General features: G+C 72.1%; 24 protein-coding genes. 10 read left to right on the top strand and 14 right to left on the bottom strand.

All coding sequences use genetic code 11. The features are described 5' to 3' along the window. Positions 1–27: 27 nt before the first annotated feature. A complete protein-coding gene (locus tag AC3A3H_RS01875) occupies positions 28–516 on the bottom strand; it encodes a MarR family winged helix-turn-helix transcriptional regulator (protein WP_487612839.1) in 489 nt (162 codons plus the stop codon). A 59-nt stretch (positions 517–575) separates the two neighbouring features. Here AC3A3H_RS01875 and AC3A3H_RS01880 point away from each other — a divergent pair, with 59 nt between their 5' ends. Further along, the gene (locus tag AC3A3H_RS01880) at positions 576–1193 is read left to right on the top strand and encodes an NAD(P)-dependent oxidoreductase (RefSeq protein WP_487612840.1); all 618 of its coding nucleotides are present in this window, start codon (positions 576–578) and stop codon (positions 1191–1193) included. A gap of 1 nt (position 1194) precedes the next feature. Here AC3A3H_RS01880 and AC3A3H_RS01885 read toward each other — a convergent pair whose 3' ends face one another. Further along, complete coding sequence (locus AC3A3H_RS01885) at positions 1195–1776, bottom strand: D-alanyl-D-alanine carboxypeptidase family protein (protein WP_487612841.1); 582 nt, start codon at positions 1774–1776, stop codon at positions 1195–1197. A 144-nt stretch (positions 1777–1920) separates the two neighbouring features. On the opposite strand from AC3A3H_RS01885, the gene AC3A3H_RS01890 reads away from it, so the two are divergent. After that, the gene (locus AC3A3H_RS01890) at positions 1921–2742 is read left to right on the top strand and encodes a hypothetical protein (protein ID WP_487612842.1); all 822 of its coding nucleotides are present in this window, start codon (positions 1921–1923) and stop codon (positions 2740–2742) included. A 12-nt stretch (positions 2743–2754) separates the two neighbouring features. Here AC3A3H_RS01890 and AC3A3H_RS01895 read toward each other — a convergent pair whose 3' ends face one another. Further along, positions 2755–4458, bottom strand: a complete 1704-nt coding sequence (locus tag AC3A3H_RS01895) for an amidase (protein WP_487612843.1) — start codon at positions 4456–4458, stop codon at positions 2755–2757. Positions 4459–4585: 127 nt separating this feature from the next. Next, positions 4586–5620, bottom strand: coding sequence for an agmatine deiminase family protein (locus AC3A3H_RS01900; RefSeq protein ID WP_487612844.1), 1035 nt, complete (start codon positions 5618–5620; stop codon positions 4586–4588). Between the two features lie 58 nt (positions 5621–5678). Here AC3A3H_RS01900 and AC3A3H_RS01905 point away from each other — a divergent pair, with 58 nt between their 5' ends. After that, the gene (locus AC3A3H_RS01905; RefSeq protein WP_487612845.1) at positions 5679–6287 is read left to right on the top strand and encodes a TetR/AcrR family transcriptional regulator; all 609 of its coding nucleotides are present in this window, start codon (positions 5679–5681) and stop codon (positions 6285–6287) included. A 4-nt stretch (positions 6288–6291) separates the two neighbouring features. On the opposite strand, the gene AC3A3H_RS01910 is transcribed toward AC3A3H_RS01905, so the two are convergent. The 8 genes from AC3A3H_RS01910 to AC3A3H_RS01945 all read right to left on the bottom strand — a co-directional run bounded on the left by AC3A3H_RS01910 (position 6292) and on the right by AC3A3H_RS01945 (position 15371). Next, entirely contained in the window at positions 6292–7350 is a 1059-nt protein-coding gene (locus AC3A3H_RS01910; protein WP_487612846.1) for an alpha/beta hydrolase, read from the bottom strand. Further along, positions 7351–8259 (bottom strand): alpha/beta fold hydrolase, encoded by a 909-nt coding sequence (locus tag AC3A3H_RS01915; protein ID WP_487612847.1) that lies wholly within the window; start codon positions 8257–8259, stop codon positions 7351–7353. Next, positions 8256–9002, bottom strand: coding sequence for a 3-hydroxybutyrate dehydrogenase (locus AC3A3H_RS01920; RefSeq protein ID WP_487612848.1), 747 nt, complete (start codon positions 9000–9002; stop codon positions 8256–8258). The genes AC3A3H_RS01915 and AC3A3H_RS01920 overlap by 4 nt, the downstream gene beginning before the upstream one ends. A 158-nt stretch (positions 9003–9160) precedes the next feature. Further along, the gene (locus AC3A3H_RS01925) at positions 9161–9598 is read right to left on the bottom strand and encodes a VOC family protein (RefSeq protein ID WP_487612849.1); all 438 of its coding nucleotides are present in this window, start codon (positions 9596–9598) and stop codon (positions 9161–9163) included. Positions 9599–9756: 158 nt separating this feature from the next. Further along, on the bottom strand, positions 9757–12072 hold the full coding sequence (locus AC3A3H_RS01930) for a beta-xylosidase/alpha-l-arabinosidase (protein ID WP_487612850.1): 2316 nt from the start codon (positions 12070–12072) through the stop codon (positions 9757–9759). Between the two features lie 58 nt (positions 12073–12130). Continuing rightward, positions 12131–13000: a carbohydrate ABC transporter permease gene (locus AC3A3H_RS01935; RefSeq protein WP_487612851.1), complete on the bottom strand. Its 870-nt coding sequence runs from the start codon at positions 12998–13000 to the stop codon at positions 12131–12133. Continuing rightward, entirely contained in the window at positions 13000–14034 is a 1035-nt protein-coding gene (locus AC3A3H_RS01940) for a carbohydrate ABC transporter permease (RefSeq protein ID WP_487612852.1), read from the bottom strand. The genes AC3A3H_RS01935 and AC3A3H_RS01940 overlap by 1 nt, the downstream gene beginning before the upstream one ends. 47 nt (positions 14035–14081) lie before the next feature. After that, the gene (locus AC3A3H_RS01945; protein ID WP_487612853.1) at positions 14082–15371 is read right to left on the bottom strand and encodes an ABC transporter substrate-binding protein; all 1290 of its coding nucleotides are present in this window, start codon (positions 15369–15371) and stop codon (positions 14082–14084) included. 236 nt (positions 15372–15607) lie between these two features. On the opposite strand from AC3A3H_RS01945, the gene AC3A3H_RS01950 reads away from it, so the two are divergent. Then, complete coding sequence (locus AC3A3H_RS01950; RefSeq protein WP_487612854.1) at positions 15608–16606, top strand: LacI family DNA-binding transcriptional regulator; 999 nt, start codon at positions 15608–15610, stop codon at positions 16604–16606. Positions 16607–16621: 15 nt separating this feature from the next. Here AC3A3H_RS01950 and AC3A3H_RS01955 read toward each other — a convergent pair whose 3' ends face one another. Further along, positions 16622–17587 carry a Gfo/Idh/MocA family protein gene (locus AC3A3H_RS01955; protein ID WP_487612855.1) on the bottom strand — a complete coding sequence of 322 codons (966 nt, stop codon included), beginning with the start codon at positions 17585–17587 and terminating at the stop codon, positions 16622–16624. After that, a complete protein-coding gene (locus AC3A3H_RS01960) occupies positions 17584–19080 on the bottom strand; it encodes an MFS transporter (protein ID WP_487612856.1) in 1497 nt (498 codons plus the stop codon). Before AC3A3H_RS01960 ends, AC3A3H_RS01955 begins: the two co-directional genes overlap by 4 nt. An 88-nt stretch (positions 19081–19168) precedes the next feature. Here AC3A3H_RS01960 and AC3A3H_RS01965 point away from each other — a divergent pair, with 88 nt between their 5' ends. The 6 genes from AC3A3H_RS01965 to AC3A3H_RS01990 form a co-directional block, all read left to right on the top strand. Then, entirely contained in the window at positions 19169–19558 is a 390-nt protein-coding gene (locus tag AC3A3H_RS01965) for a MarR family winged helix-turn-helix transcriptional regulator (protein ID WP_487612857.1), read from the top strand. A gap of 10 nt (positions 19559–19568) precedes the next feature. Then, complete coding sequence (locus AC3A3H_RS01970; RefSeq protein WP_487612858.1) at positions 19569–20546, top strand: zinc-binding dehydrogenase; 978 nt, start codon at positions 19569–19571, stop codon at positions 20544–20546. Between the two features lie 163 nt (positions 20547–20709). Further along, positions 20710–21210 carry a hypothetical protein gene (locus AC3A3H_RS01975; RefSeq protein ID WP_487612859.1) on the top strand — a complete coding sequence of 167 codons (501 nt, stop codon included), beginning with the start codon at positions 20710–20712 and terminating at the stop codon, positions 21208–21210. A gap of 110 nt (positions 21211–21320) precedes the next feature. Beyond that, positions 21321–21797 carry a hypothetical protein gene (locus AC3A3H_RS01980; RefSeq protein WP_487612860.1) on the top strand — a complete coding sequence of 159 codons (477 nt, stop codon included), beginning with the start codon at positions 21321–21323 and terminating at the stop codon, positions 21795–21797. Between the two features lie 118 nt (positions 21798–21915). Next, on the top strand, positions 21916–22557 hold the full coding sequence (locus AC3A3H_RS01985) for a phosphatase PAP2 family protein (protein ID WP_487612861.1): 642 nt from the start codon (positions 21916–21918) through the stop codon (positions 22555–22557). 66 nt (positions 22558–22623) lie between these two features. Continuing rightward, positions 22624–24495 (top strand): DUF5107 domain-containing protein (locus AC3A3H_RS01990; RefSeq protein WP_487612862.1); only part of this gene is annotated, 1872 nt, incomplete at its 3' end.

Here is a 24495-nt window from a genome sequence, read left to right on the forward strand (position 1 = left end):
GTCGGTGCCGTCGGTCGGTGCCGTCCTTCAGTGCCCCTCGCTCATGCCGGGGTGCACCCCCGCCCGGTAGCCCGCCGCCGCCACCAGTCGGGTGAGCGTTGCCACCAGGTCGGCCCGCTCCTGGGCGGTGAGAGGCTCGAGTGTGGTCTCCTCCAGGTTGTCGGCGATCCGGCCGCCCTCCGCGAGGACGTCACGGGCCGCGGGGGTGAGATGGATCGCGTACGCGCGGCGGTCGTCCGGGTGGCGGCGGCGCTCGACCAGGCCGCGGGACTCGAGGTCGTCGATCAGGCCGACCATCGAGTTGCGGTGCAGGCCGAGCGCGGTGGCCAGCTCCTGCTGGGTGCGGCCCTCCTGGCGGGCGAGCTGCGCGAGCACACCGAACCGGTTGGGGGTGATCCCGAGCGGTGCGAGCGCGGCCGTGAAACGCTGGGCGCTCTGGAGGCCGAGCTGGGAGAGGAGGAAGCTCGCGCGGTTCTCGAGCGGTGTGAACCCGCGCTGGTCTGCTGGTGCCGGCATCCCGATATCGTACCAATCGGTGATTGCACGCAACTGTGATTATCACTTACGATGGCGATATGAAGCTCACGATCTTCGGCGCCAGCGGGCGCACCGGCGCACACCTCGTCCAGCAGGCGCTCGAACGCGGGGACGAGGTGACGGCCGTGCTCCGGCGGCCGGCCGAGCTCGACCCCCGCGTCACCGTGCGCGTCGCGCCGGACCTCGCCGACACGGCGGCCCTCCGGGAGGCGATGGCCGGCTCGGACGCGGTGCTCTCCGCCATCGGGCCGCGGTCGAGCAAGGACGCGCCCGTCGCGGCTCCCGCCACGCGGGCCATCCTGGCCGCCCATCCGGCGCGCATCGTCGTCATCAGCGCGGCGCCGGTTGCGCCGCCGCCGCCCGACGACAGCTTCATCAGCAGGCGGATCGCGATCCCGCTCGTCGAGAGGGTGCTGCGGCCGGTCTACGACGACCTGCGTGAGATGGAGGCGGCGCTCGCCGCGTCCGACAGCGTGTGGACGGCGTTCCGGCCTCCGCGGCTCACCGAGGGCAAGGCGACGGGGCGCTACCGCACCCGGGTCGGCGCGAGCGTGCCCCGCGGGTTCGTGGTGTCGCGGGCCGACCTCGCGGCGGCGATGCTCGCCAGCCTCGGGCGGCCGGAGACGGAGCGTGCAGCGGTCGGGGTCGCGGGCTGAGCTATCCCCGGCCGTCCGCCAGCGGCGCCGGGCAGTCGCCTCCCGGCTGAGTCGACCGTTCGAAGTGCCAGGCCTCGTTCGCATAGGTCTGGCAGAGGCCCCACTCCGAGCCGAACCGGCTGAGGAAGTCCATGGCGTCGGCGGTGCGGATGTCGACCGCCTTGCCCGAGACGTGCTCGGAGTCGGCGCCGCGCTTGACCCAGCGGGAGGCCTCCTCCTCGCTGCCGTACTCGCGCACGGCCTGCGCGAACAGGTACTCCTGGTAGCGCTCGGAACGCCAGCCGTCCGCGATCGTGATCGCCGTGCCGCGGTCGGAGGCAGCGGCGGCGGCCTCGCGGAGAGCGTCCAGCAGCGCGGGGTCGAGCCGCCGCACGGCCGGGAGGTCGCTGTCGAGCGTGAGGGACGAGCCGTCGGGGATGTAGCCGTCGGCGTCGGTGAGCTGCGCGGCGTCGGTGACGGGCGCGGCCTTCTGGACGGGCGGCGCGAGCGCCGCGGCGCCCGAGCAGCCGGACAGGGCGGCGAGGGTGGCGAGTGCGGAGAGGGTGAGGGCGAGGTGGAGAAGCGGGCGACGGCGGGTGTGCATCCCTCCACCGTTTCAACGATGGCGCGCCCGGTCGTCCATCCCGGGAGGTATGCGGGTCGGTCGTGCGGTTGATCAAGTGCGAGGTCGCTTTTGCGGGACCCCCGATGCTTGCGGTCGGCGGGCGCGGACCGACAGAGTGTCCTCATGGGGAATCGGGGCCGTCGGGCGACGCTGCTCGCCGCCTGCCCGGCGACGCTGCTCGCGACGCTTCTGCTGGTGACGGGATGCGCCGCGACGCCGGCGCCGCACGCTGTGCCGCACGGCGCCAAGACGGTGGTCGCAGCGGGTCACCCGACCTCCGCCGCGGCCTCCCCCTCGGCCGCGTCGGAGCTGGCCGACGCGTTCCTCTATCTGCCGCCCGCGGGGACCGTCATGGGGACGGGGACGCTCGCGCCCGTCGACGGGCAGGCGTCGGGCGAGGTCGCCGTCAGCGTCGCGACCGACCTCCGCTTCCAGGTCTCGATCACGGGGTTCGCGACGAGCGCCGGGCCGGGCCTGACCGTGGCCCTGAGTGTCGACCGCTTCGGAGCGACGGCCGGAGAGCCCACCGTCCCCGCCGTCGACGACCCCGTGGGCACGCTGGAGACGACCTCCGGAGACGCGGTGCTGCCGTTCGACTCCAGCGGTCGGCGCGACCGCGGCAACCTGTCGTACTTCAACAGCATCGAGCTGGTGAGCGACGGGACGGTGATCGCAGCGGCGCCGATCGCGTGGAGCATACCGGACTTCTACCCGGGTCTCACCCTGACGGACTCCGGCCCGGCGCCGTACGCGCGCGGCACGGTCACCTCCTACGCCGGCCAGCCCGCAAGCTACGCGGTGTGGGGGAACGACAACTCGCAGGCCGTCGCCACCCGGTTCGGGATCACCCAGGATCAGCTCTTCTACCTCAACCCCCAGCTGCGGCGCGGCGACACGACCCTGCTCCGCGACACCCGCCTCAATCTGAGCGTCGCCTACCGCTGAGGACGCGCCGCGTCAGTCCAGCCGCGGCGTGCGCGGCGGCTCGGTGCGCCTCCGGCCGGTCGCCTCGAACGCCGCCGCCAGCCTCAGCAGCGCCGCGTCGTCGTAGGCGCGGCCGGCGAAGGTCAGGCCGACGGGCATCCCGGTGTCGGTCATCGTCCCCATCGGGACCGTGACGGTGGGGATGCCGAGGTGCCGGGGCACCAGGTTCCCGTTGGCGACCCAGACGCCGTTGCGCCAGCCGAGGTCGGCGGAGGCGGGGTTCACGTCCATGTCGGCCGGGGCCACGTCGGCGACCGCGGGGAAGACCACGGCGTCCACGCCGAGGCCGGACATCCACTCCTCCAGGTCGATGCGGCGGGTCTCCTCGAGTCCGCGGAGGCCGTCCGCCAGCCCGGGGATGCCCTCCAGCGTGGCGCCGGGGTGGGCGCGCACCCAGGCGGGGTACTCCGCGATGTCGTCGTCGAAGCCGGTGTAGCGGTCGGGCAGTGCGCCCTCGGGCTGCGGGAAGATCCGGGCGCCGTCCACGTCGGCGAGCGTGTTCAGCGCGGGGTCGCCGTTGGCGGCCAGGAAGTCATCCCAGCCCCAGGCCGAGAGGTCGACGATCTCGTGCCGCAGGTACGCGGCCGAGACGAGCCCGCGGGTCGCGATGGTGGGGGCGCCCGGCCGGTCGCCCTCGTAGTTGGAGACCACCGGGAAGTCGGTCTCGACCACCGCGGCGCCCGCGGCCTCCAGGTCGCGGCGGGCGGCCTCCCACAGCGCGATCACCGAGTCGCGGGTGCGGATGCGCTGCCCGGTCGGGCCGCCGATGCCGACGTGCTCGCCGGTGCCGGCCTCCTCGTCGCGGTTGATGTACATGCGCGGCACGGCGACGCGGCGGCCGGCGAGGCTCGCGCCGTCGGCCAGCGCGGGATACGACGCGGGCCGCAGCTCGGACGCGGGCGGGATCGGCACCCACGGCTGGGCGCGCCAGAAGTCGCCGCGGGTCTCGGCGTCGTCCGCCACGATGACGTCCAGCACCTCCAGGAGGTCGGCCATCGTGCGCGTGTGCGGGACGACCACGTCCATGGTCGGCACGAGCGGCCAGTTGCCGCGCACCGAGATGACGCCGCGCGACGGCGTGTAGGCGCACAGCGCGTTGTTGGAGGCCGGGGCCCGGCCGGACGACCAGGTCTCCTCCCCGAGGCCGAAGGCGGCGAAGCTCGCGGCCGTCGCGGTGCCGGAGCCGTTGGACGACCCGGAGCCGAACGCCGCCGTGAGGTAGTCGGCGCTGTACGGGCTCTCGGCGCGGCCGTAGACGCCGCGCTGCATCCCGCCGTTGGCCATCGGCGGCATGTTGGTGAGGCCGAGCAGGATGGCGCCGCCGGCGCGCAGTCGCTCGATAGTGAAGGCGTCGCGCTGGGCGACGAGGTGCTCGAACGCGGGCGAGCCGGCGGCGGCGGTCAGGCCGCGGGCGAGGTAACTGTCCTTGGCGGTGTACGGGATGCCGTCGAGCGGGCCGAGCGTCTCGCCGCGGGCGCGGCGCTCGTCGGCGGCGCGGGCCTCGGCGCGGGCGTCGGGGTTGCGGACGATCACGGCGTTCAGGCGCGGGCCGGCGGTGTCGTAGGCGTCGATCCGGGCGAGGTAGGCGTCGACCAGGTCGGCACTGGTGGTCTGGCCGGACTCCAGGGCGTGGCGGAGGTCGGCGATGCCGGCCTCGACGACGTCGAAGGGGGTCATCGGCGGGATCCTCGGGTGGTGGGGGTGTGTCGGGTCATCCGGAGAGTGCGGGCGGCACGCCGGGCGGGTGTCCGTTCGAACGGTGATGCGGGGCCGGTGGGGGCGGGAGTTCCGGAGTTGCGAGCGGTCATGGCTGCACCGCGGGCTGCTGCTGGGTGATGCAGTGGATGCCCCCGCCGCGGGCGAAGATCGGGCGCGAGTCCACCATGCTCACCCGGCGGCCGGGGTAGGCGGCCTCCAGGATCGCCGTCGCCTCGGCGTCGGCGGCCTCCTCTCGGAAGCCGCACGCGATGACACCGTCGTTGACGACGAGGTGGTTGACGTAGCTCCAGTCGACGAAGCCCTCCTCGTCGCGGAGGGTCGCGGGAGCGGGGAGGTCCACGATGTCCCAGGCGCGTCCGGCGGCGTCGGTCGTGCCGGACAGGAAGGCGCGCAGCTCACGCGACACCTCGAAGTCGGGGTGCTCCGGGTTGCGCTGCGTGTGCAGCAGCAGGCGGCCGGGCGAGGGGATGGTCGCGACGATGTCGACGTGGCCGTTCGTGCCGAAGTCGTCGTAGTCGCGGGTCAGGCCGCGGGGGAGCCAGACGGCGTGCGTCGCGCCGATCGTGCGGGCGAGCTCGGCCTCCACTCTGGCCCGGTCGGCGTACGGGTTGCGGCGCGGGTCGAGCTGCACGGTCTCCGTGAGCAGCACGGTGCCGTCGCCGTCGACGTGGATGCCGCCGCCTTCGTTGACGAGGACCGAGCTGACCAGCTCGGCGCCGGTGCGCTCGGCGACGAAGCGGGCGATCTCGGCCGACTTGCGCCACTCCGACCAGGCGGGGTCGCCCCAGCCGTTGAAGGTCCAGTCCACGGCGCCGAGCACACCGGGGCGCTCGTCGTCGACCACGAAGGTGGGGCCGAAGTCGCGCATCCAGAACTCGTCCAGCGGCGCCTCGACCTGCTCGACGTGCGAGCCGAGCATGCGGGCGGCCCGCTCGCGCTCGGACGGGTCGACCACCATCGTGACGGGCTCGAACTCGGCGACGGCGTGGGCGACGGCGGTCCAGGCGGCGTAGGCCTCCTCGGCGGACGCGGTGTCGTCGCCGAGGGTGATGCCGGCGCGCGGGAAGGCCATCCAGGTGCGCTCGTGCGGGGCGGTCTCGGCGGGCATGCGCCAGGTCATCAGGAACCTCCGGGCTTTATTGATCGGCTGATCAATATCTACCTATACTGGACCCACGATGTCAAGAGCAGCCCGCAGACCGCCCGCCGAGCGCCGCGCCGAACTGGCCGCCTCCGCCCGCGCCATCGCCCTCGACGAGGGCCTCGCCGCGGTGACGCTGCGCGCCGTCGCCGCCCGCGCGGGCGTGACGCCTGCGCTTGTCGCGCACTACCACGAGTCGATGGACGCGCTGGTCGCGGAGACGTTCACGAGCATCGTCTCCGCCGAGATCGCGGAGCTGCGCGGCCTGCTCGCGTCGGCGCCCTCCCCCGCCGCGGGCCTGGCCACGCTGCTGCGCACCCTCCTCGACGGCACGCGCGACGACGTCACGGTGGTGTGGGTCGAGGCGTGGGCGCTCGGGCGGCGCAACCCCGCACTGGGCGCGGCGGTGCGCGACCAGATGGACGCGTGGAGCGGCGTGATCGAGGGCGTGATCGCCGACGGCGTCGCGACAGAGGACTTCCGGGTCGAAGACCCGCGCGCGGTCGCGTGGCAGCTCCTCGGGATGCTCGACGGGCTCAACGCGCAGGCGCTCGTCCGCTGGGGAGGCGCGGCCGACCGAGGGTCGCTGCTGGCGCACGCGGTGGAGGGGATGCTGGGGGTGCGACGCGGGGTGCTGGTGGGATGACGGTCTAGCCGACCCAGGCCATCAGCTCCGCCAGGAACTCCTCCGGCTTCTCGATGTGGGGCGAGTGGCCGCAGTCCTCGAACACCACCTCGCGGGTCACCCCGCCCTCCGCCTGGTAGCTCTCGAGCACGGCCCGGATCTGCTGGAGCATCGGCTGCGGCGGCGCCACGTCGGCGCCGGGCCAGCCGGGGATGATTCCCGCGGCGCCGAGCTGGTTGAGGTCGAAGAACGAGGCGTCGTTGACGATGGCGTCCAGCGCGCCGTGGATCCACAGGATCGGCGGCTTGTCGGCGAGGTCGATGATGTCGGAGGTGTCGAAGTAGGTCGGCGCCATCGTGTTGAGGACGCCGTGCGGGCCCGGCGCGAAGCCCGGCCAGTCCTCGGTCGCCGTCGCGTCGCCGGGATAGTTGTCCACACCGGTCGCCGTGGAGAGCATGGACTCCACCCAGAGGTCTTCGTACTCGGTCGTGAAGCCCGGCGCGACGTACGCCCCGCGGTAGACCGCGCGGGGGGACGTGGGCGACTCCTCGCCGGTGTCGCCCGCGGCCAGGCGCGCCACGAAGTCCGGGTTCGCGCCGCCGCCGCCGCTGCCCGACGCCGTGGCGTTGAGGAGGCTGCCGTCGGCCGCCGTGCCGCCGAAACCGTACGGGGAGACGGTCGACACCAGCGTGAGGCTGCGCACCAGGTCGGGACGGTCGAGCAGGAGCTGCATCACCACGCCGCCGCCCATGCTCCAGCCGACGAAGTGCGCGGCTCCGGCGCCGAGCTCGTCGAGCACCGCGGCGACATCCTCGGAGAAATCGCCCACCCCGCGGGTGGCGTCGACCGGGAGGGTCTCGCTGTCGCCGAACCCGCGGAGGTCGATCGCGAGCGCGCGCACGCCCTCCGGGAGCGCCAGCATCAGCGGCTGCCAGAACAGCGACGACGACACGTTGCCGTGCACGAACACGATCGTCGTCGACGCGTCGCCGGCGGCATCGGCTGCGCGCTCCAGGACGTTCGCGGTGTAGCGGGAGGTCGGGATGCTGCGGGCGGTGATGCCCGGGAGCAGGGTTCCGGTCACTTACGTCTCCTTCGGGTGAGGGGTAGTGCCAGGTCGGGAGTGGTAGTGCGGGTGAGCGGGGTAGGCGCCGGGCAGGTGCGGGGTGAGCTGCCGGACGCCGGCCTCCGTCATCACGATGGTGTAGTGGTTCACGTCGTCGGCCTCGAACGCCTCGAACCACGGCAGCCGTTCCCGCCACACGGCAGGCTCCTCCGGCGGGTAGAGCGGGTCGGCGTCCAGCAGCCCGCGCGGGGCGCGCACGAACGCGATGGGCAGGGTCAGCCCGGCGAGCGCCGCCTCGTAGCCGCCGCTGCCGTCCAGCTCGCCCGCGTTGACCGACATGGCCGCCTCGGACACGCTCGACCGCAGCTCGGGAGCCGTGCCGACGAGGTCGTAGAGCGCGTACGCCTGCACCGCGTCGTTCCACCACGGCCCGAGCGCGGGATGGGGGCGCCAGAACGCGAGGTAGTCCTCCTCGCTCGCGAAGGTCATCCGCAGCCGGTCGCGCGCGGGACCGAGGTCGGCCGCGGCGCGCACGGGCAGACCGCCGTCGATCAGCACCAGCCGCGCCACCCGGTCGGGATGCCGCTCGGCCAGCCGGACCGCGACGAAGCCGCCCATCGAGTGCCCGGCGACGGTCGCACGCTCGACACCGAGGGCGTCCAGCATCCGGGCGACGTCGTCGGCGTGGTCGACCAGGCCGTACGGCCCGGGGAGGTCGCCGCTGCGCCCGCGCCCGCGGAGGTCGGGGGCGATCAGCCGCACGCCGGGGACCGCCGCGGCGATGGTGGCCCAGGCGAGGTGGTTGGCGGTGATGCCGTGGATGCCGACCAGTGGCATCCCCTCGGCGTCGGCGTGCCACTGGCCGCCCGCGAGCTCGCCCCCGGCGACCGGCACGCGGAACGGCGCCGCCGGCGCGAAGGACGTCACTTCGCGCTCCAGCCGCCGTCGATCGTGTAGCTCGCGCCGGTGACCATGCGCGACCCCTCGCCCGCCAGCCAGAGCGCCAGCCCGGCGACCTCCTCGGGCTCGACCAAGCTCTTGATCGCCGGTTCGGTGAGCATGATCTTCTCGACCACCTCGTCCTCCGGGATGCCGTGCAGCCGCGCCTGGTCGGCGATCTGCTTCTCGACGAGCGGGGTGCGCACGTAGCTGGGCTCGATGCAGTTGGAGGTGACGCCGTGCGCGGCGCCCTCCAGCGCGGTCACCTTGGACAGGCCCTCCAGGCCGTGCTTGGCGGCGACGTAGGCCGACTTGAACTCGGACGCGCGCAGGCCGTGGACGCTGGAGATGTTGATGACGCGCCCGAAGCCGCGCTCGTACATCCCGGGCAGCGCCGCGCGGATGAGGAGGAACGGAGCCTCGAGCATGATCCGGAGCAGGAGCGCGAAGCTCTCCGGCTCGAACTCCGGGATCGCGCGCACGTGCTGGAGGCCGGCGTTGTTGACGAGGATGTCGGTGTCGAGCCGGAGGTCGCCGAGCGCGCCGGTGTCCGAGAGGTCGACCTCCCAGGCCTCACCGCCGAGCCGGGCGGCGGCGGCACGGGCCGCGTCCCCGTTCAGGTCGGCGATGGTGACGTGCGCCCCCGCCGCGGCGAACGCCTCCGCGCAGGCCAGGCCGATGCCGCTCGCGCCGCCGGTGATGAGCGCCCTGCGCCCCGAGAGGTCCGCCATCGCTGCTCCCTTCCCGGGCTCGCGCCGCCCACACCCGCACCCTACCCGCGGGCCGCGGCCCAGCGGAAGGAGCTCTCGCCGAGGGGCACGTCGTTGTCACTTTTCGGCGCGAGAAGTGACAACGACGTGCCCTTCGGGACGGGGTATGACGGGGTGGGTCAGGTCGGCATGGCGGCGATGACGTTGGTGCCGTCGGAGAGGATCGGCGAGATGAGGCCGAAGATGTTCCCCTCGGGGTCGCGCAGGTACGCGATCCGGCCGATCGAGGGCATGTCGTCGGGAGGCAGCGCCTCCGTGCCGCCGAGCTCCAGACCGCGCCGGTAGAGCTCGTCGATGCTGCCGTCGATCCCGACCACGATGTCAGCACCGGAGACCGGGGCGTCCAGAGCGGGAGCGGGGCCCAGGCGCTGGGTGAGGCCGCCGTTGATGCCGTTGCCGGGGCCGGTCATCCCGATCGCTCCCTCGCCGGTGTCGATCGCCCAGTAGGGCATCTCGCCGAACCGGGTGAAGGTCCAGCCGAACAGGCCGGTGTAGTAGTCGATCAGCCGCGGCGGATCGGCGGCGTGGATTTCGAAATGGACGACGAGATTGGACATGACGGGGCCTCCCGGGCGCGAGCTTAGCCCCGGGGGCGGGCGTTGGGAACGGAGGAGATCGGCCGGGAAAGGCGGCCGGAATGCAGCGAACGGAGGAGATCGCGGCCGGGTGGGGCCGGATCTCCTCCGTTCGGGGAGGTGGGATGGGGTGGAGCGGGTTAGCGGAGGGGGGCCGGGGCCGGGGTGGTGAGGGTGGTGCGGACGAGGCGGCCGTCGGCGGGGGTGACGGCGTGCTTCGGGCCGGTCAGCTCGATGCGGGTCTCCGTCTCGCGCTCGGCGCACGACGGGCCCACCCAGAGCTCGACGTCGCCGGGCTCCACGGCGCGGACGCCGTCGAGGCCGGTGAACGCCAGACGCGCGGTCGGCACCTGGAAGGACACCACGGCCTCCTCGCCCGGCTCCAGCGCCACCCGGGCGTAGCCGAGGAGCTGCGCGACCGGGCGCGTGACGCTCGCGAACACGTCGCGGGCGTAGAGCTGCACCAGGTCGGTGCCCGCGCGCTCGCCGCTGTTGCGGACCGTCACGCTCACCTCGAACTCGCCGCCGGCGGCGACGGAGGCGTTGGCCTGCAGCCCGGTGCGCTCGAAGGTGGTGTAGCTCAAGCCGTGACCGAACGGGAGGATCGGCGTGCTGTCGGCGCTCGTCACGTCCGACGGGCCGCCGAGCAGCGGGTGCAGGTACGAGTACGGCTGGGCGCCTGCCGAGCGCGGCAGCGACACCGGCAGGTGGCCGCTGGGCGACACGCGGCCGGAGAGCGTGGCGGCGATGGCGCGGCCGCCCTCCTCGCCCGGGAAGAACGCCTGCAGCACGGCGGCGGGCGCGTCCGGGCCGCTGATCGCCCAGTCGATCGCGTACGGGCGGCCCGACAGCACGATCACGACGGTGGGGGTGCCGGTGCGGACGACGGCCTCCACCAGCTCGCGCTGCACTCCGGGCAGCTCCAGGCTCTCGGTGTCGTTGCCCTCGCCGACGGTGCCGCGGCCGAACAGCCCGGCGCGGTCGCCGACCACGACCAGGGCGACGTCGGCGTCCGCCGCGGCGCTGACCGCGGTGACGATGCCGGAGCGGTCGTCGCCCTCCACGTCGCAGCCGCGGGCGTGCACGAGCTCGGCCGCCGGGAACTCCTCGCGCAGCGCCTCCAGCACCGAGGGGAGCTCGAAGCCGAGCGGCACCTCGGGGTGGTGGGCGAGCACGTGGTTGGCGAACGAGTAGCAGCCCATCAGCGCCTCGGCGGCGTCGGAGTTGGGGCCGACGACCGCGATCCGGGCGGCGGCGCGGTCGCCCTCGAGCGGGAGGACGCCCTCGTTGGTGAGCAGCACCAGTGACTCCTCCGCGAGTCGCAGCGCGAGCGCGCGGTGCTCGGGCGAGTCGAGGTCCACGTCGGCCGGCGGCTCGTCGAACGTCTCGTCGAGCAGGCCGAGTTCTTCCTTCTGGGCGAGCAGGCGCAGCACGGCGCGGTCGACCAGCGCCTCGTCGGCGAGCCCGGCGCGGATGCGCTCGGCCAGCGGAGCGAGGAAGGCGTCCCCGGTCGGCAGCTCGACGTCGATGCCGGCAGCCAGGGCCAACGCGGCCGCCTCGCCGCGGTCGGCGGCGACGCGGTGCATCGTGTGCAGGAACGCGACCGCGAAGTAGTCGGCGACGACGGTGCCGTCGAAGCCCCACTCGTCCCGGAGGACGCCGGTGAGGTAGGCCGGGTTGGCCGCGACGGGGACGCCGTCGATCTCCGCGTAGGAGTTCATCACCGAGCGCACCCCGCCGTCGCGGATCGCCATCTCGAACGGAGGCAGCAGCGTGTCGCGCACCTCGCGCGTCCCGGCGTGCACGGGCGCATGGTTGCGCCCGGCCTGCGAGGCCGAGTAGCCGACGAAGTGCTTGAGCGTCGCGTGCACCCCCGACGACTGCAGCCCGCGCACGTACGCGGTGCCGATCGTGCCGACCACATACGGGTCCTCCGCGATGCACTCGTCCACCCGGCCCCAGCGCGGGTCCCGGATGACGTCGAGCACAGGCGCGAGGCCCTGGTGGATGCCGAGCTCGCGCATCGAGGCGCCGATCGCGGCTCCCATCTCCTCCACCAGCTCGGGGTCGAAGGCCGCACCCCAGGCGAGCGGGGTCGGGAAGGTCGCCGCCTTCCAGGCCGCCAGCCCGGTCAGGCACTCCTCGTGCACGAGCGCGGGGATGCCGAGCCGGGTCTGCTCGCGCAGCCGGCGCTGCTCCGACCAGAGCCACGAGGCGCGCTCGACCGGGTCGACCGGGCGCGTGCCGTAGACGCGGGTGAGGTGGCCGATGCCGAACTCGGTGGCCTCGGCGTAGGACCGGCCGGTGGTCATCTCCCCGTCGAGCGGGGCGACGTTGTCGTCCCCCTTGTCGACCCAGTAGCCGACGATCTGCGCGAGCTTCTCGTCGAGCGTCATCCGGGCGTGCAGGTCGCGCACGCGCTCGGACACGGTGGGGAGGTTGTCAGTCGTAGTCATGCTTCTTTCCTACGTACGGGTACGGGTACGGGATCGTGTCGGGACGCGAGCGGACGGCTCAGCCCTTGACCGCGCCGGTGAGACCGCCGACGATGCGGCGCTCGAACAGGCTGAAGAAGATCAGCGCGGGGATCATCGACAGCGACGTGAACGCCAGCACCTTGGAGGTGTCGGTGGCGTACTGCGACGAGAACGCCTGCACGCCCAGCGGCAGGGTGAACGACGCCTGATCGTTGAGGATGAACAGCGGCAGCAGGTAGCTGTTCCAGCTCGCGATGAACGCCAGGATGCCGACCGTGATCACACCGGGGAGCGACAGCCGGAGCACCATCCGGAAGAAGAACCCGATGCGGCTGCAGCCGTCGATGAAGGCGGCCTCCTGGATCTCGTCCGGGATCGCGCGCAGGAACGGCACCAGGATGATGATCGTCGTCGGCAGCGCGAACGCGATCTGCGGGATGATGACGCCCGCGAGCGAGTTCATCAGGCCGAGGTTGCGCACCACGATGTAGAGCGGCGTGATCGCGACGGTGATCGGGAACATCAGCCCGGCGGCGAACAGCGCGTAGAGGAAGCCGCTGGCGCGGAAGGTGTACCGGGCGAGCACGTAGCTGGCCATCAGGCCCAGCCCGACGGCGCCGATGGTGGTGACCAGGGCGGTGACCGTCGAGTTGAGCACCTGGCCCCAGAACACGCCGCCGGTGAGCACATCCAGGTAGTTCGCCGGGTTCCACGGGTTCGGGAAGCCCGACGGGTCGACGGTGATCTGCGAGTTGGTGCGGAAGCCGCCGATGATGATGTACGCGATCGGCACGATCATCAGCGCGATCACGATCAGCGAGATGAAGTAGACGGCCGGCGAGCCCCAGGGGAGGCTCTTCCGCTCGGCGCGCCGGGCGGCGCGGGTGGAGACGGTGAGGGTGGTCATCACGCCGTCCTTTCTTTCGCGGCCGCGTTACGGCGGCGGTTCTTGCGCTCGGCATTCTTGGCGGTGGTCACGGCGCCCGCGGTGTCGCGGCGGAGGACGAAGCGCTGGTAGATGAGGGCGACGATCAGGGAGATGAGGAAGATCACCACGGCGACTGCGTTGCCGTAGCCGTAGTTGCCGGCGTTGCGGCCGTTGGCGACCATGTAGGTCGCCATCGTCGAGGTGCCGGCGGTGGAGGCGACGTACTGACCCCAGATGATGTAGACGAGGTCGAACAGCTGCAGCGCGCCGATGATCGAGAGGAACGCCCAGATCCGGAGCGTCGGGCCGAGCAGCGGGAGGGTGATCCTGCGCTGGATCTGCCAGTACGACGCGCCGTCGAGCGCGGCGGCCTCGTACAGCTCCTCCGGGATGCCCTGCAGACCGGCCAGGAAGAGGATGACGGCGAAGCCGACGTACTTCCAGGTCAGGATGCCCATCAGCGTCCAGATGGCGATGCTCGGGTCGGACAGCCAGTCGTGCACCAGCCAGTCCATGCCGACGTTCTTCAGGAAGCCGTTCAGCGCGCCGTTCGTGGCGAGCATGAGGCTCCAGCCGGTGCCGACCACGACCTCCGAGATCACGTAGGGCACGAAGATCAGCACGCGGATGAGCGACTGGCCCTTCATGCGCCGGTTGAGGAGGAGGGCCAGCAGGATGGCGACGGGGCCCTGGATGACGATGGACATCACCACGATGAAGGCGTTGTGTCCGAGCGCCGCGAGGAACGCGGGGTCGGTGAGGATGACGGCGTAGTTCTGCAGGCCGACGAAGTCGGTGGGCGTGCCGTAGCCCGCCCAGCGGAAGAAGCCGTAGTAGGCGGCCATCACGACCGGGAAGATCACGAAGGCCAGGAAGACGATGACGGCGGGGCCGGCCAGGAGGGCGATCTCGGCGCGGAGGCCCCAGCCTGCGCCACGGCGGCGGCGCGGCTGCGACGGGAGCGACGCGGCTGCGCCGCTCCCGTCGTGCTGCGCGAGATCCGCCTTCGACACGCGGTCGGTCGAGGTTTTCTCGCGGGTGTTGCTCACTGTGAGGCCTCTCAGCCCTTCTTAGCGGCGTCGTTCGCGGCCTGGATCATGCCCTTGGCGTCGGTCTTGCCCGCCAGCATGTCCACCACGGCGACGTTCAGCGCGTTGCCGATGTTCTGACCGAGGACGGTGTCGAGCCACTGCGAGACGTACGGCGCCTTGTTGTAGGCGGCGAGGACGTCCTTCAGGTAGGGCTCGGTGACCTCCTTCTGCGCGTCGGTGTTGACCGGCGGCGAGTTGAAGGCCTTGTAGTAGTTGATCTGCTGCGGAGTGGTCGCGATGAAGTTCAGGAAGTCCGCGCACTCCTTCGGGGCCTTGACCGAGCAGGAGTAGCCGTCCACGCCGCCCATGATCGAGCCGGGCTCACCCTTGCCGGCTTTGGAGAGCTCCGGGAACGGGTAGAAGCCGAGGTCCGGCAGGGGCTTCTGGTCGGGGGTGAGGGAGGCGATCACGCCCGGGTCCCACGCGCCCATCAGCTCCATGGCTGCCTTGTGGTTGGCCACCAGACCGGCGGAAGAGCCGGCGCCCTGCTGGGCGGAGGTGGTCAGGAAGCCGTCGTTGAACGGCTTCTCGGCGGCGAAGTTCTGCAGGTCCTCTGCGGCCTTCAGCCAGCAGCCGTCGCTGAAGCTCTTCGAGTCGGCGGTCTTCTCCATGGTGGCGCCGGAGCACTCGCGGAGCGCGAACCAGTAGAACCAGTGCGCGGCGGGCCAGGCGTCCTTGGCGCCGAGGGCGATCGGGGAGACCCCGGTGGCCTTCAGCTTCTGCACGTCGGCGCTGAGGTCGTCGATGGTCTTGGGAGCCTCGGTGATCCCAGCCGCCTTGAAGAGGTCCTGGCTGTAGAACAGGCCACCGGGGAGCACCGCGAGCGGCATGGCCCAGACCTTGTCCTGGTAGGTCTCCGCCTTGAACGAACCGGAGGAGATGACCTTCTTGGTGTCGGCCGAGACCTTGTCGGTGATGTCCATGAGCTGACCGGCCTGAACCATCGCGGCCATCTTGCCGCCGCCGCGCTGCAGGAAGATGTCGGGCGCGTCACCGGAGTTGAGCGCCGTCTGCAGCTTGCCGTCGAGGTCCTCGTTCTGGATCGACTGCATCTTGATGGTGACGTTCGGGTTGGCCTTCTCGAAGGCCGCGATCGCGTCCTTCCAGTACTGCTGGCCGGGGCCGGTCGTCGAGTTCTGCCAGAGCGTCATGTTGACTTTGCTGTTGCTCGAGCTGTCGGAGGTGCCGCTGCACGCGGTGAGCGCGAGCGAGCCGGCTGCCAGGACAGCTGCTCCGATGAGGAGCTTCTTGGCTTTCATGTGATTCCAACCTGTTCTCTTCGTTGAGCGGCATCTGCGTTTTCGCGGTGCCAGGTGACGATGTCCGCGCCGAGGCAGCCGACCGGGCGAAGCCTCTCGCCTGGGTCGGATCTCGGACACACGTCGGGTCCGGGAGGCTGACCGGACAGGGCCAGTGTCGCAATCCCGCCTGGGAGTGTCAAACGTTTTCGAAATCCTTTTCGAAATCCTTTTCGACGTTGATATCATGCTCATTCATGGGACGACGTCCAACCATCAACGATGTGGCCGAGGCGGCCGGAGTGTCCGCCGCGACCGTCTCCAAAGCGGTCAACGGCCGCTACGGCGTCGCCTCGCACACGGCCGAGCGCGTCCTCCAGATCGTGGAGGAGCTGGGCTACGAGTCGAGCCTCGTCGCCTCGAGCATGCGGAACCGCCAGACCGGGGTGATCGGCGTCCTCGTGGCCGACTTCGAGCCGTTCAGCGCCGAGGTTCTCAAGGGCGTCGGCGCCGCGCTCTCGGACTCCCGGTACGACCTCCTCGCGTACAGCGGCTCGCGGCAGCTCTCGCCGGAGGGCTGGGAGCGCCGCTCGCTCAGCCGGCTCAGCGGCACGCTCATCGACGGCGTCATCATGGTGACGCCGACCGTGGTAAACGTGAACGCGGACGTCCCCATCGTCGCGGTCGACCCGCACACCGGCCGCGCCGACCTCCCCACGGTGGAGTCGGACAGTTTCGGCGGCGCGCGCAGCGCCGTGGACTTCCTGATCGGGCTGGGGCATCGCCGGATCGGCTTCGTCGCCGGCCGCCCGGATCTGCGCTCGTCGGCCGCGCGCGACGCGGGCTACCGGCGGGCGCTGGCCGAGGCCGGCATCCCGTTCGACCCGGCGATCGTGGGCGTGGGCAACTACGAGCAGGACAGCGCGCGGGAGGCCGCCAGGCGCCTGCTCGCCGCGCCGGAGCGGCCCAGTGCGATCTTCGCCGCCAACGACCTGTCCGCCATCGTGGTCATCGAGGTGGCGCTCGAGCTCGGGCTCGAGGTGCCGCGCGACCTCTCGGTGATCGGCTTCGACGACATCCCGGAGGCCTCCCGGTTCTCCACACCGCTGACGACCATCCGGCAGCCGATGGGCCGCCTCGGCGCGGCCGCGGCCGAGCTCGTGGTCGCCCTGATGTCGGGCGAGGAGCCGGACCCGACCCACGTCCGGCTGCCGACGCGGCTCATCCGGCGCGCGAGCACGGCGCCGCCGGCGTAGCGCGCGGCCCTGGCGTCAGTAGCGCAGGCCGATGCGGTCGCGGATCGCGTCGAGCGTGCCCATGATGGCGACGGACTGCGTGAGCGGCATCCGGGGGTCCTCGCCGCCGCCCGCCGCGATGAGCCGCTCCATCGCCTCGGCCTGGTACTGCATCCCGCGCCCGGTGATGCTCGCCTCGAAGCGCTCGAGCTCGCGGTCCTCGTGGTCGAGGACGCGGAGCACGGTCGGCGTGAAGAAGAACGAGCCCAGCTCGATGCGCGCCTCGGTGCCGACCACCACGGCGTCGTTGCTGCCGCGGGCGTCGAGCCCGCAGGTCAGCACGGACTGCGCTCCTCCCGCGTGGCCCAGCAGGATCGACGTCTGCCGGTCGACCCCCGTCGCCGTCGGAGTGGAGAGCGCTTCGACCGCGGTCGGCTCGCCGAGCACGTCCCAGGCGAACGAGACCGGGTAGATGCCCATGTCGAGCAGCGCGCCGCCGCCGAGAGCCGGATCCAGGAGCCTCCAGGCCGGGTCGGGGTTCGCCCGCTGCGCGTGGTGCGCGACCACGGTGCGGACCTCGCCGATGGTGCCGTCCGCGATGATCTCGTGCAGGCGGCGCATGTGCGGCAGCCAGCGTGTCCACATCGCCTCCAGGGCGACCAGCCCGGTGGCGTGCACGGCGGCCGCGATCCTCTCGGCCTCCGCGCGGTCCATGGTGAAGGGCTTCTCGACCAGGACGTGCTTGCCCGCGGCCAGCGCCAGCAGTGCGTTCGGGGCGTGCTGCGGGTGCGGGGTGGCGACGTAGACGACATCCACCTCGGGATCCGCGACGAGCGCCTCGTAGCTGCCGTGCGACCGCGGGATGCCGTGCGCGGCGGCGAACCGCGCGGCCGAGTCGTCCGTGCGCGAGCCGACCGCCGTCACCGCGTGTCCGTGCAGCTGGAGGTCGGCGGTCATCGCCCCCGCGATCCAGCCGGTGCCCAGGATGCCCCATCGAGTCATGCGGTCAGCCTAGGGGAGCGGCGTGGCCGGAGCCGCCGCCGCCGGCGCGGGAGCGCCGCGATGAGGAGCCCGGCGACCGCCAGGCCGGCGCTCAGGTAGAGCCCGGGCCGGTAGTGCGCGAGCTGCTCGGCGAGGCCGGCCGCGCCGTGCCCCGCTCCCCCGGCTGCCGGGCCTCCCGCGATCAACGCCGTCGTGACCGCCAGCGCGAGCGCGCCGCCGACCTGGGCGCTGGTCTGCACGAGCCCGGCCGCCAGGCCCTGCTCGTCGTCGTGGACGCCCGTCGTCGCCAGCACCTGGATGGACGGGAAGCCGATGCCGAAGCCGATGCCGAGCAGCACCACGGGCGGGAGGACGTCCAGCCAGTAGACCGGAGCCGTGCCGAGCCGGAGGAACAGCAGGTAGCCCGCGGAGAGCGAGCCGAGCCCGATAACGATCAGGATGGTCGCGCCGAAGCGGTCGATCAGCCGGTCGGTGAACGGCGCGCTCGCCACGACGACCAGGCCGGTGGGCAGCAGCGCGAGCGCCATCCCGAGCGGCGACCAGCCGAGGACATCCTGCAGGTAGAGCGTGAGGACGAACTGGAAGGACACGTACGAGCCGAACAGCGTGATCGCGGTGAGGTTGGCCCGCAGCACCGAGGCGACCCGGAAGATCCCGAACCGGATGAGCGGATGCCGCACCCGCAGCTCCAGGATCACGAAAGCGGTGAGCAGCACGGCGGCGACGACGAAGCCGAGGATGGTCGGCAGAGCGCCCCAGCCGACGCCCGGAGCGGAGACCACGGTGTAGACGAGCAGCAGCATCCCGGCCGCCAGCAGCACGGCGCCGGGGATGTCGTGCCCCGCGCCGCGCTCGCGGGCGTCCTTCGGCACGAAGAGGAAGCCGAGCACGAGGGCCAGGACCGCCAGGGGCACTGAGAAGAGGAAGGTCCAGCGCCAGCTCAGCGAGGTCATCAGCCCGCTCATGATCAGGCCGAGCGAGAAGCCGCTCGCCGCGAACGTGGTGAAGATCGAGATCGCCTTGTTGCGCTGCGGGCCCTCCTCGAAGTTCGTCGTGATCAGCGAGAACGCCGCGGGCGCGGTGAAGGCGGCCGCCACGCCCTTGACGAACCGGCTCGCGATGAGGAGGCCGGCGTCCATCGAGAGGCCGCCGGCGAGGGAGGCGATGGTGAAGACGCTCAGCGCCACGAGGAGCACCGTGCGGCGGCCGAGGAGGTCGGCCAGCCGGCCGCCGAGCAGCAGCAGGCTGCCGTAGCCGAGGACGTAGCCGGACACGATCCACTGCAGCGCGCCGGTCTGGAGGCCGAGCTCCTTGCCGATCGACGGGAGGGCGACGCCCACCATCGAGACGTCGAGTCCGTCCAGGGCGATCACGATGCAGGTGGCGAAGAGCAGCAGCCAGCGGGCCCGGCTCCAGCGGCCGGCCGGGGCGGACCCGGCGGGCGGAGCGGTGGGCCGGACGGCGGGACGGGAGGCGGTGTCGGAGTTCAGCACCGTCGAAGTCTATGACACGGAATAGATTGTGTCAGCAAACTATGCACATTCATGTAGATCGCAAGAAAGCGAGCGTATCATTGCAGCCGTGAACGAACCGGTCGACGTGTCGGCCCGCTGGCGGGAGCTGCAGGTCCTCTACCTGAGCACCGCAGCGGAGCTCGAGCGCTCCCTGCAGCAGAGCCACCAGCTGGGCCTGAGCGAGTACGAAGTGCTCGACCTGGTCGCCGGCTACGCGAACGAGTCGTGCACCATGCGCAACCTCGTCGATCTGACCCCGATGACCCAGAGCGCGCTCTCGCGCATCGTCGACCGCCTGGTGAAGGCCGGCCTGGTGGAGCGCAGCACCTGCGACTACGACCGCCGCGCCCTGTTCGTCGGCATCACCGCCGACGGCGCCCGCCTGCACGACGACGCCAAGCGCGAGTACGACGGACTGCTCGAGAAGGCCTTCGCAGGGGTGCCCGCGGCGACCTAGCATGGAACCCATGCGCGCGATCGTCCAGGACGAGTTCGGCGACCCGGGTCGGGTCCTCAAGATCGGGGAGCGTCCCCTTCCCGAACCGGGGCCGGGACAGGTGCGCGTGCGCACCGTGCTCTCGCCCATCCACAACCACGACCTGTGGACGATCCGGGGCACGTACGGCTTCAAGCCGACGCTGCCGGCCGGCGCCGGAACCGAGGCCGTCGGCGTCGTGGACGCGCTCGGCGAGGGCGTCACGGCGCTCGCCCTCGGACAGCGCGTTGTCACGGGCGGCACCTTCGGGGTGCGGGCGGAGGCCTTCGTAGCGTCCGCCGGAGCCCTCGTCCCCGTGCCGGACGGGATCGGCGACGAGGTCGCCTCCCAGCTCGTCGCCATGCCGTTCAGCGCGCTCAGCCTGCTCGACTACCTCGACGTGAAGCCGGGGGAGGTCATCCTGCAGAACGCCGCGAACGGCGCGGTCGGCCGGCTGCTCGCCCAGTTCGCCCTCGCCAGGGGCGAGAAGGTCATCGGGCTGGTGCGGCGCCAGCGCGACGCCGACGCTCTCGCGGCCCAGGGCATCCCGAACCTGGTCGCGACCGGCGCCGGCGACTGGCGCGGCCGGGTGCACGCGCTCTCGGACGGCGCGCCGATCGCCGTCGCGGTCGACTCGATCGGCGGCGAGTCGAGCGGCGACCTGCTCGAGCTCGTCGCCGAGGGCGGCACCCTGGTGTCGTTCGGCTCCACCGGCGGCGAGGACATGCGGCTGTCGTCCGGCGACCTCATCTTCAAGCAGGCCGTGGTCAAGGGCTTCTGGGGCAGCAAGGTGAGCGCCGCGATGGAGCCCGGCAAGCGGGCCGAACTCTTCGGCGAACTGATCCGCGCCGCCTCGACCGGAGCGATCACGCTGCCGGTGGAGGCCGTGTTCGCGTTCGACCAGGTGCACGAGGCCGTCGACGTCGCCACCCGCCAGGGCCGTGCGGGCAAGGTGCTGCTGCGGCCGTAGCCCTTCGACACGCCGTCGTCGTGTCGCCCGATTTGGGGGACTTTTTTCTGTCCTCCAAATGACCCACAGAACGTTCATTCTGGCTATGCTCGGCCTGACGCACCGAAGCGTTGCAGTTCCACCGCCTTTTGCCCCGACCCGAACCAAGCGGAAGGACGTCATTGTGAACCCCTCATACGGAAACCCCGTCGATCCCGAGAAGGCCGCCGAGCGCGCACACGTGCTCCTCGAGTCCGAGATCACCGCCCGTCTCGACACGGTGCGCGACCTCGCGAAGCGACTCAACGACCTGGACACCGCCATCGCCGACTACCTCTCCGCCTGGCAGGTCGCCAAGCTCGCAGGCTGGACGGACGGCACCCTCGCCGACATCGGCCTGCGCGCCCCGGAGTCCCTCCCGGCGCCGAGCGGGCGTCGCGCCGCGGACACCGTCGACGTCGCCACCGCACCCGCGGCGCCGGCCTCGCCCTCCACGCCGTCCACGCCCGCTCTCGCACCGGTCGTCGCGCTGACGCCGCCGCCCGCTCCCGTGTCGGCTCCCGTGGTCTCCGCGCCCGCGTTCGGCCCGGCTCCGACGCTCGGCTCAGCTCCGACGCTCGGCTCGGTGTCGTCGTTCCCTTCGACCGCGGGCTCCCCGACGGTCGTCACGACCCCGACGCACTGACGCCGACCCACTGACCGTCGAGCGCGCACGCGCTCACCGCATCGCGGCCGCAGCTCGCGGCGGCCGTCGCACCCACCTGAAACAGTCACGTCTACCCGAAGGACACGTCTGTGAACCACCACACCTCCTACGACCGCGCCCACGACGACGCCCAGCGGCTCGCCCGCCGGCACGAGCTCGACCTGCACTGGGCCAAGGAGCGCCGCCGCCAGCAGGAGCGCGAGCTCACGGCGGCGACCGCGCTCCTGGCCTCGACCCCCTGGGCGCTCGCCCGCCGCACGGTCCTGGTCTCGGGCTCGCTGCTGGCGGCGGTCGCCGTGGGCACGGGCTTCGCGGCCGCCGCGCACCTGCCGGCCGGCTGGCTGCTGCTGGCGGACGCGGTGGCGGTCGCGGTCGCGGTGACCGTGCTGATCTGCGCCGCGGTGTCGCTGGCCGGCCTCCGCTCCCGCCGGTCGGCCGCCCGCGCCCTGCTGCTCTCGCACGAGGAGCGGCTGTCGCACACGCAGTACCACATCCAGGAGAGCGTGCACTCGTTCATCGACTCGCACGCGGAGGCGGTCAACGCGCGCCCCGCCAACGCCGCCTGAGCCGACCCCGCCTGAGCCGAGGCCGCCTGAGAAAGGCGCAAGGTTCGACCGTGGCCTCTTAGAGGTTGCTGAGCCGCACGATGCTTGACTGAGACGTCCCCCGGAAGGAGACCGTCTCGTGAAGTCCGCCCAGCTCCGCATCCCCCGCCACTGGATCGTCTGGACAGTGATCCTGTTCGCGCTGACGTTCGCGCTCGGCTTCGCCGCCAAGTGGATCACGGCGATCCGCTTCGACGGGCTCGACGCCGCGGTCAACCGGGTGAACTCCCCGCTGCTCGACCGGGCGGCCCTCCTGCTCGACCAGCTGGACCGGCCGACGGTCGTCGCCGGGATCCTCGTGGTCGTCTTCGTGATCCTGCTGTTCGTGAAGGGCTGGCGGCTCGCGCTCGGCGCCGTCGTCGTCACCGGCCTCGGCTGGCTCACCACGCTCGTCGTCAAGACCGTCGTCGCCCAGCCACGCCCGACGACCGCCGGGCTGACCCACCTGCTGCACGTGAACCCGGCGACGCTCAGCTACCCGAGCGGGCACGTGGTGTTCGCGGCCGCGCTCGTCACGGCGCTGGCCATGGTCTGCCGGGGGACGCTCGCCCGCACGCTCGTCATCGTGGTCGGCGCGGTGTTCGTGGCCATCGTCATGTGGTCCCGGCTGTACGTCGGCGTCCACTACGGGACCGATGTGGTCGGCGGTGTGCTCAACGGCGTCGCCGGCGTGCTGCTGTTCGCCGGGCTGTGGAACCTGGTCTTCCGCCGCGCGCAATAGAAATGTCCAGATGATGCGTGGGAACGCATATTCTCCGGCAGGTCGGGGCCGCATAGGGTCCTGATCATGTCCGATCTTCCCGCCTCGTTCCCCCTCCCGCCCGTCCCGGAGAGTCAGCGCGACGAAGCCGTCGCCGCCTGGAGCGAGCCCGTCGCCCTCCGCACCTACGAGCCCGGCGAGCCGGGTCGCCTGCCGGCCTTCCTGGAGTCCCGCGTGTACCAGGGCTCGTCCGGCCGGGTGTACCCGCTGCCGTTCATCGAATCGGTGAGCCACGACGCGACGACGCGCACCTGGCAGGCGCTGCACCTGGAGAACGAGTACCTGCGGCTGGTCATCCTGCCCGAGCTCGGCGGCCGCGTCCACATCGCGGTGGACAAGACGACAGGCCAGGACTTCTTCTACCGCAACGACGTCATCAAGCCCGCCCTGGTCGGGCTCGCCGGACCGTGGATCTCCGGCGGCATCGAGTTCAACTGGCCGCAGCACCACCGCCCGGCGACGTTCCTGCCGATGGACTGGACGATCGAACGGGAGGCCGACGGCTCGGCGACGGTGTGGTGCTCCGACCACGACCCGTTCTCGCGCATGAAGGGCATGCACGGCATCCGGGTCCGCCCCGGGAGCGCGGTGCTGGAGGCCCGGGTGCGGCTGTTCAACCGAACGGACACCACCCAGACGTTCCTCTGGTGGGCGAACGTGGCGGTGCGCGTGCACGACGAGTACCAGTCCTTCTTCCCGTCGGACGTGCACATCGTCGCCGATCACGCCAAGCGCGCCGCGACCGCGTTCCCCGCGGCCGACCGGCCGTACTACGGCATCGACTACGCGGCACGCGCCGACCCGGACGATCCGGCCTACGTCGCGGACGACGCCGACCGCATCGACTGGTACCGCAACATCCCGGTGCCCACCTCCTACATGTGCGTGGCGAGCGAGGACGACTTCTTCGGCGGCTATGATCACTCCACGGCGCTCGGCTTCGCCCACGTCGCCGACCACCACATCGCCCCGGGCAAGAAGCAGTGGACGTGGGGCAACTCGCCGTTCGGCTGGGCGTGGGACGCGAACCTCAGCGACGACGGCAGCGCTTACGTCGAGCTGATGGCCGGCGTCTACACCGACAACCAGCCCGACTTCTCCTACCTCGCTCCGGGCGAGACGAAGACCTTCAGCCAGTTCTGGTTCCCTTATCACGGCATCGGCCCGCTCAGCCAGGCGTCGACGGACCTGGCGCTGAGCCTGGTGCTGGAGGACGCCGCGGCGGGACGGGTGGCGCGCATCGGGCTCGCCGCGACGCGGGTGTTCGACGCGGTCGACCTGCGCCTGGTCGACGCGGAGGGCGCGGAGGTCTGGGCGGATCGCGTCTCGGTCGCTCCCGGCCGGCCCGCTATCGCGACCGTGCCGGTCGGCGCCGGCGACCTCGACCTGCTCGCCGAGCTGGCCGGCGTCGAGCGGCTGCGCGCCACGACCCGGTACCGGGACGCGGCGGCGGACGGCTTCGAGACGGCCACCGAGCCGCCCGCGCCCGCCGAGATCGACTCCGTCGACGAGCTCTACCTCACCGGCGTGCACCTCGCCCAGTACCGGCATGCGACGCGCTCGCCGGAGCCGTACTGGCAGGAGGCGCTGCGGCGCGACCCCGACGACTCGCGCTCGAACATCGCCGTCGCGTCGGCCCGGCTCACCGCCGGACGGCTCGCCGAGGCCGAGGCGCACCTCCGCTCGGCCCTGCGTCGCCAGACCCGGAGGAACCCGAACCCCGCCGACGGCGAGGCGTCGTACCTCCTCGGCGTCGTCCTGGCCGAGACCGGCCGCGACCGGGAGGCCGACGACGCGTTCGCGAAGGCGGCGTGGACATACGCCTGGCGCGCGGCCTCCGCCGTCGCGCGGGCGCGCATCGCGGCGCGCGCGGGACGCTGGGAGGACGCGCTCGGCCAC

It is taken from the genome of Leifsonia sp. Soil_N53 (assembly GCF_057655165.1).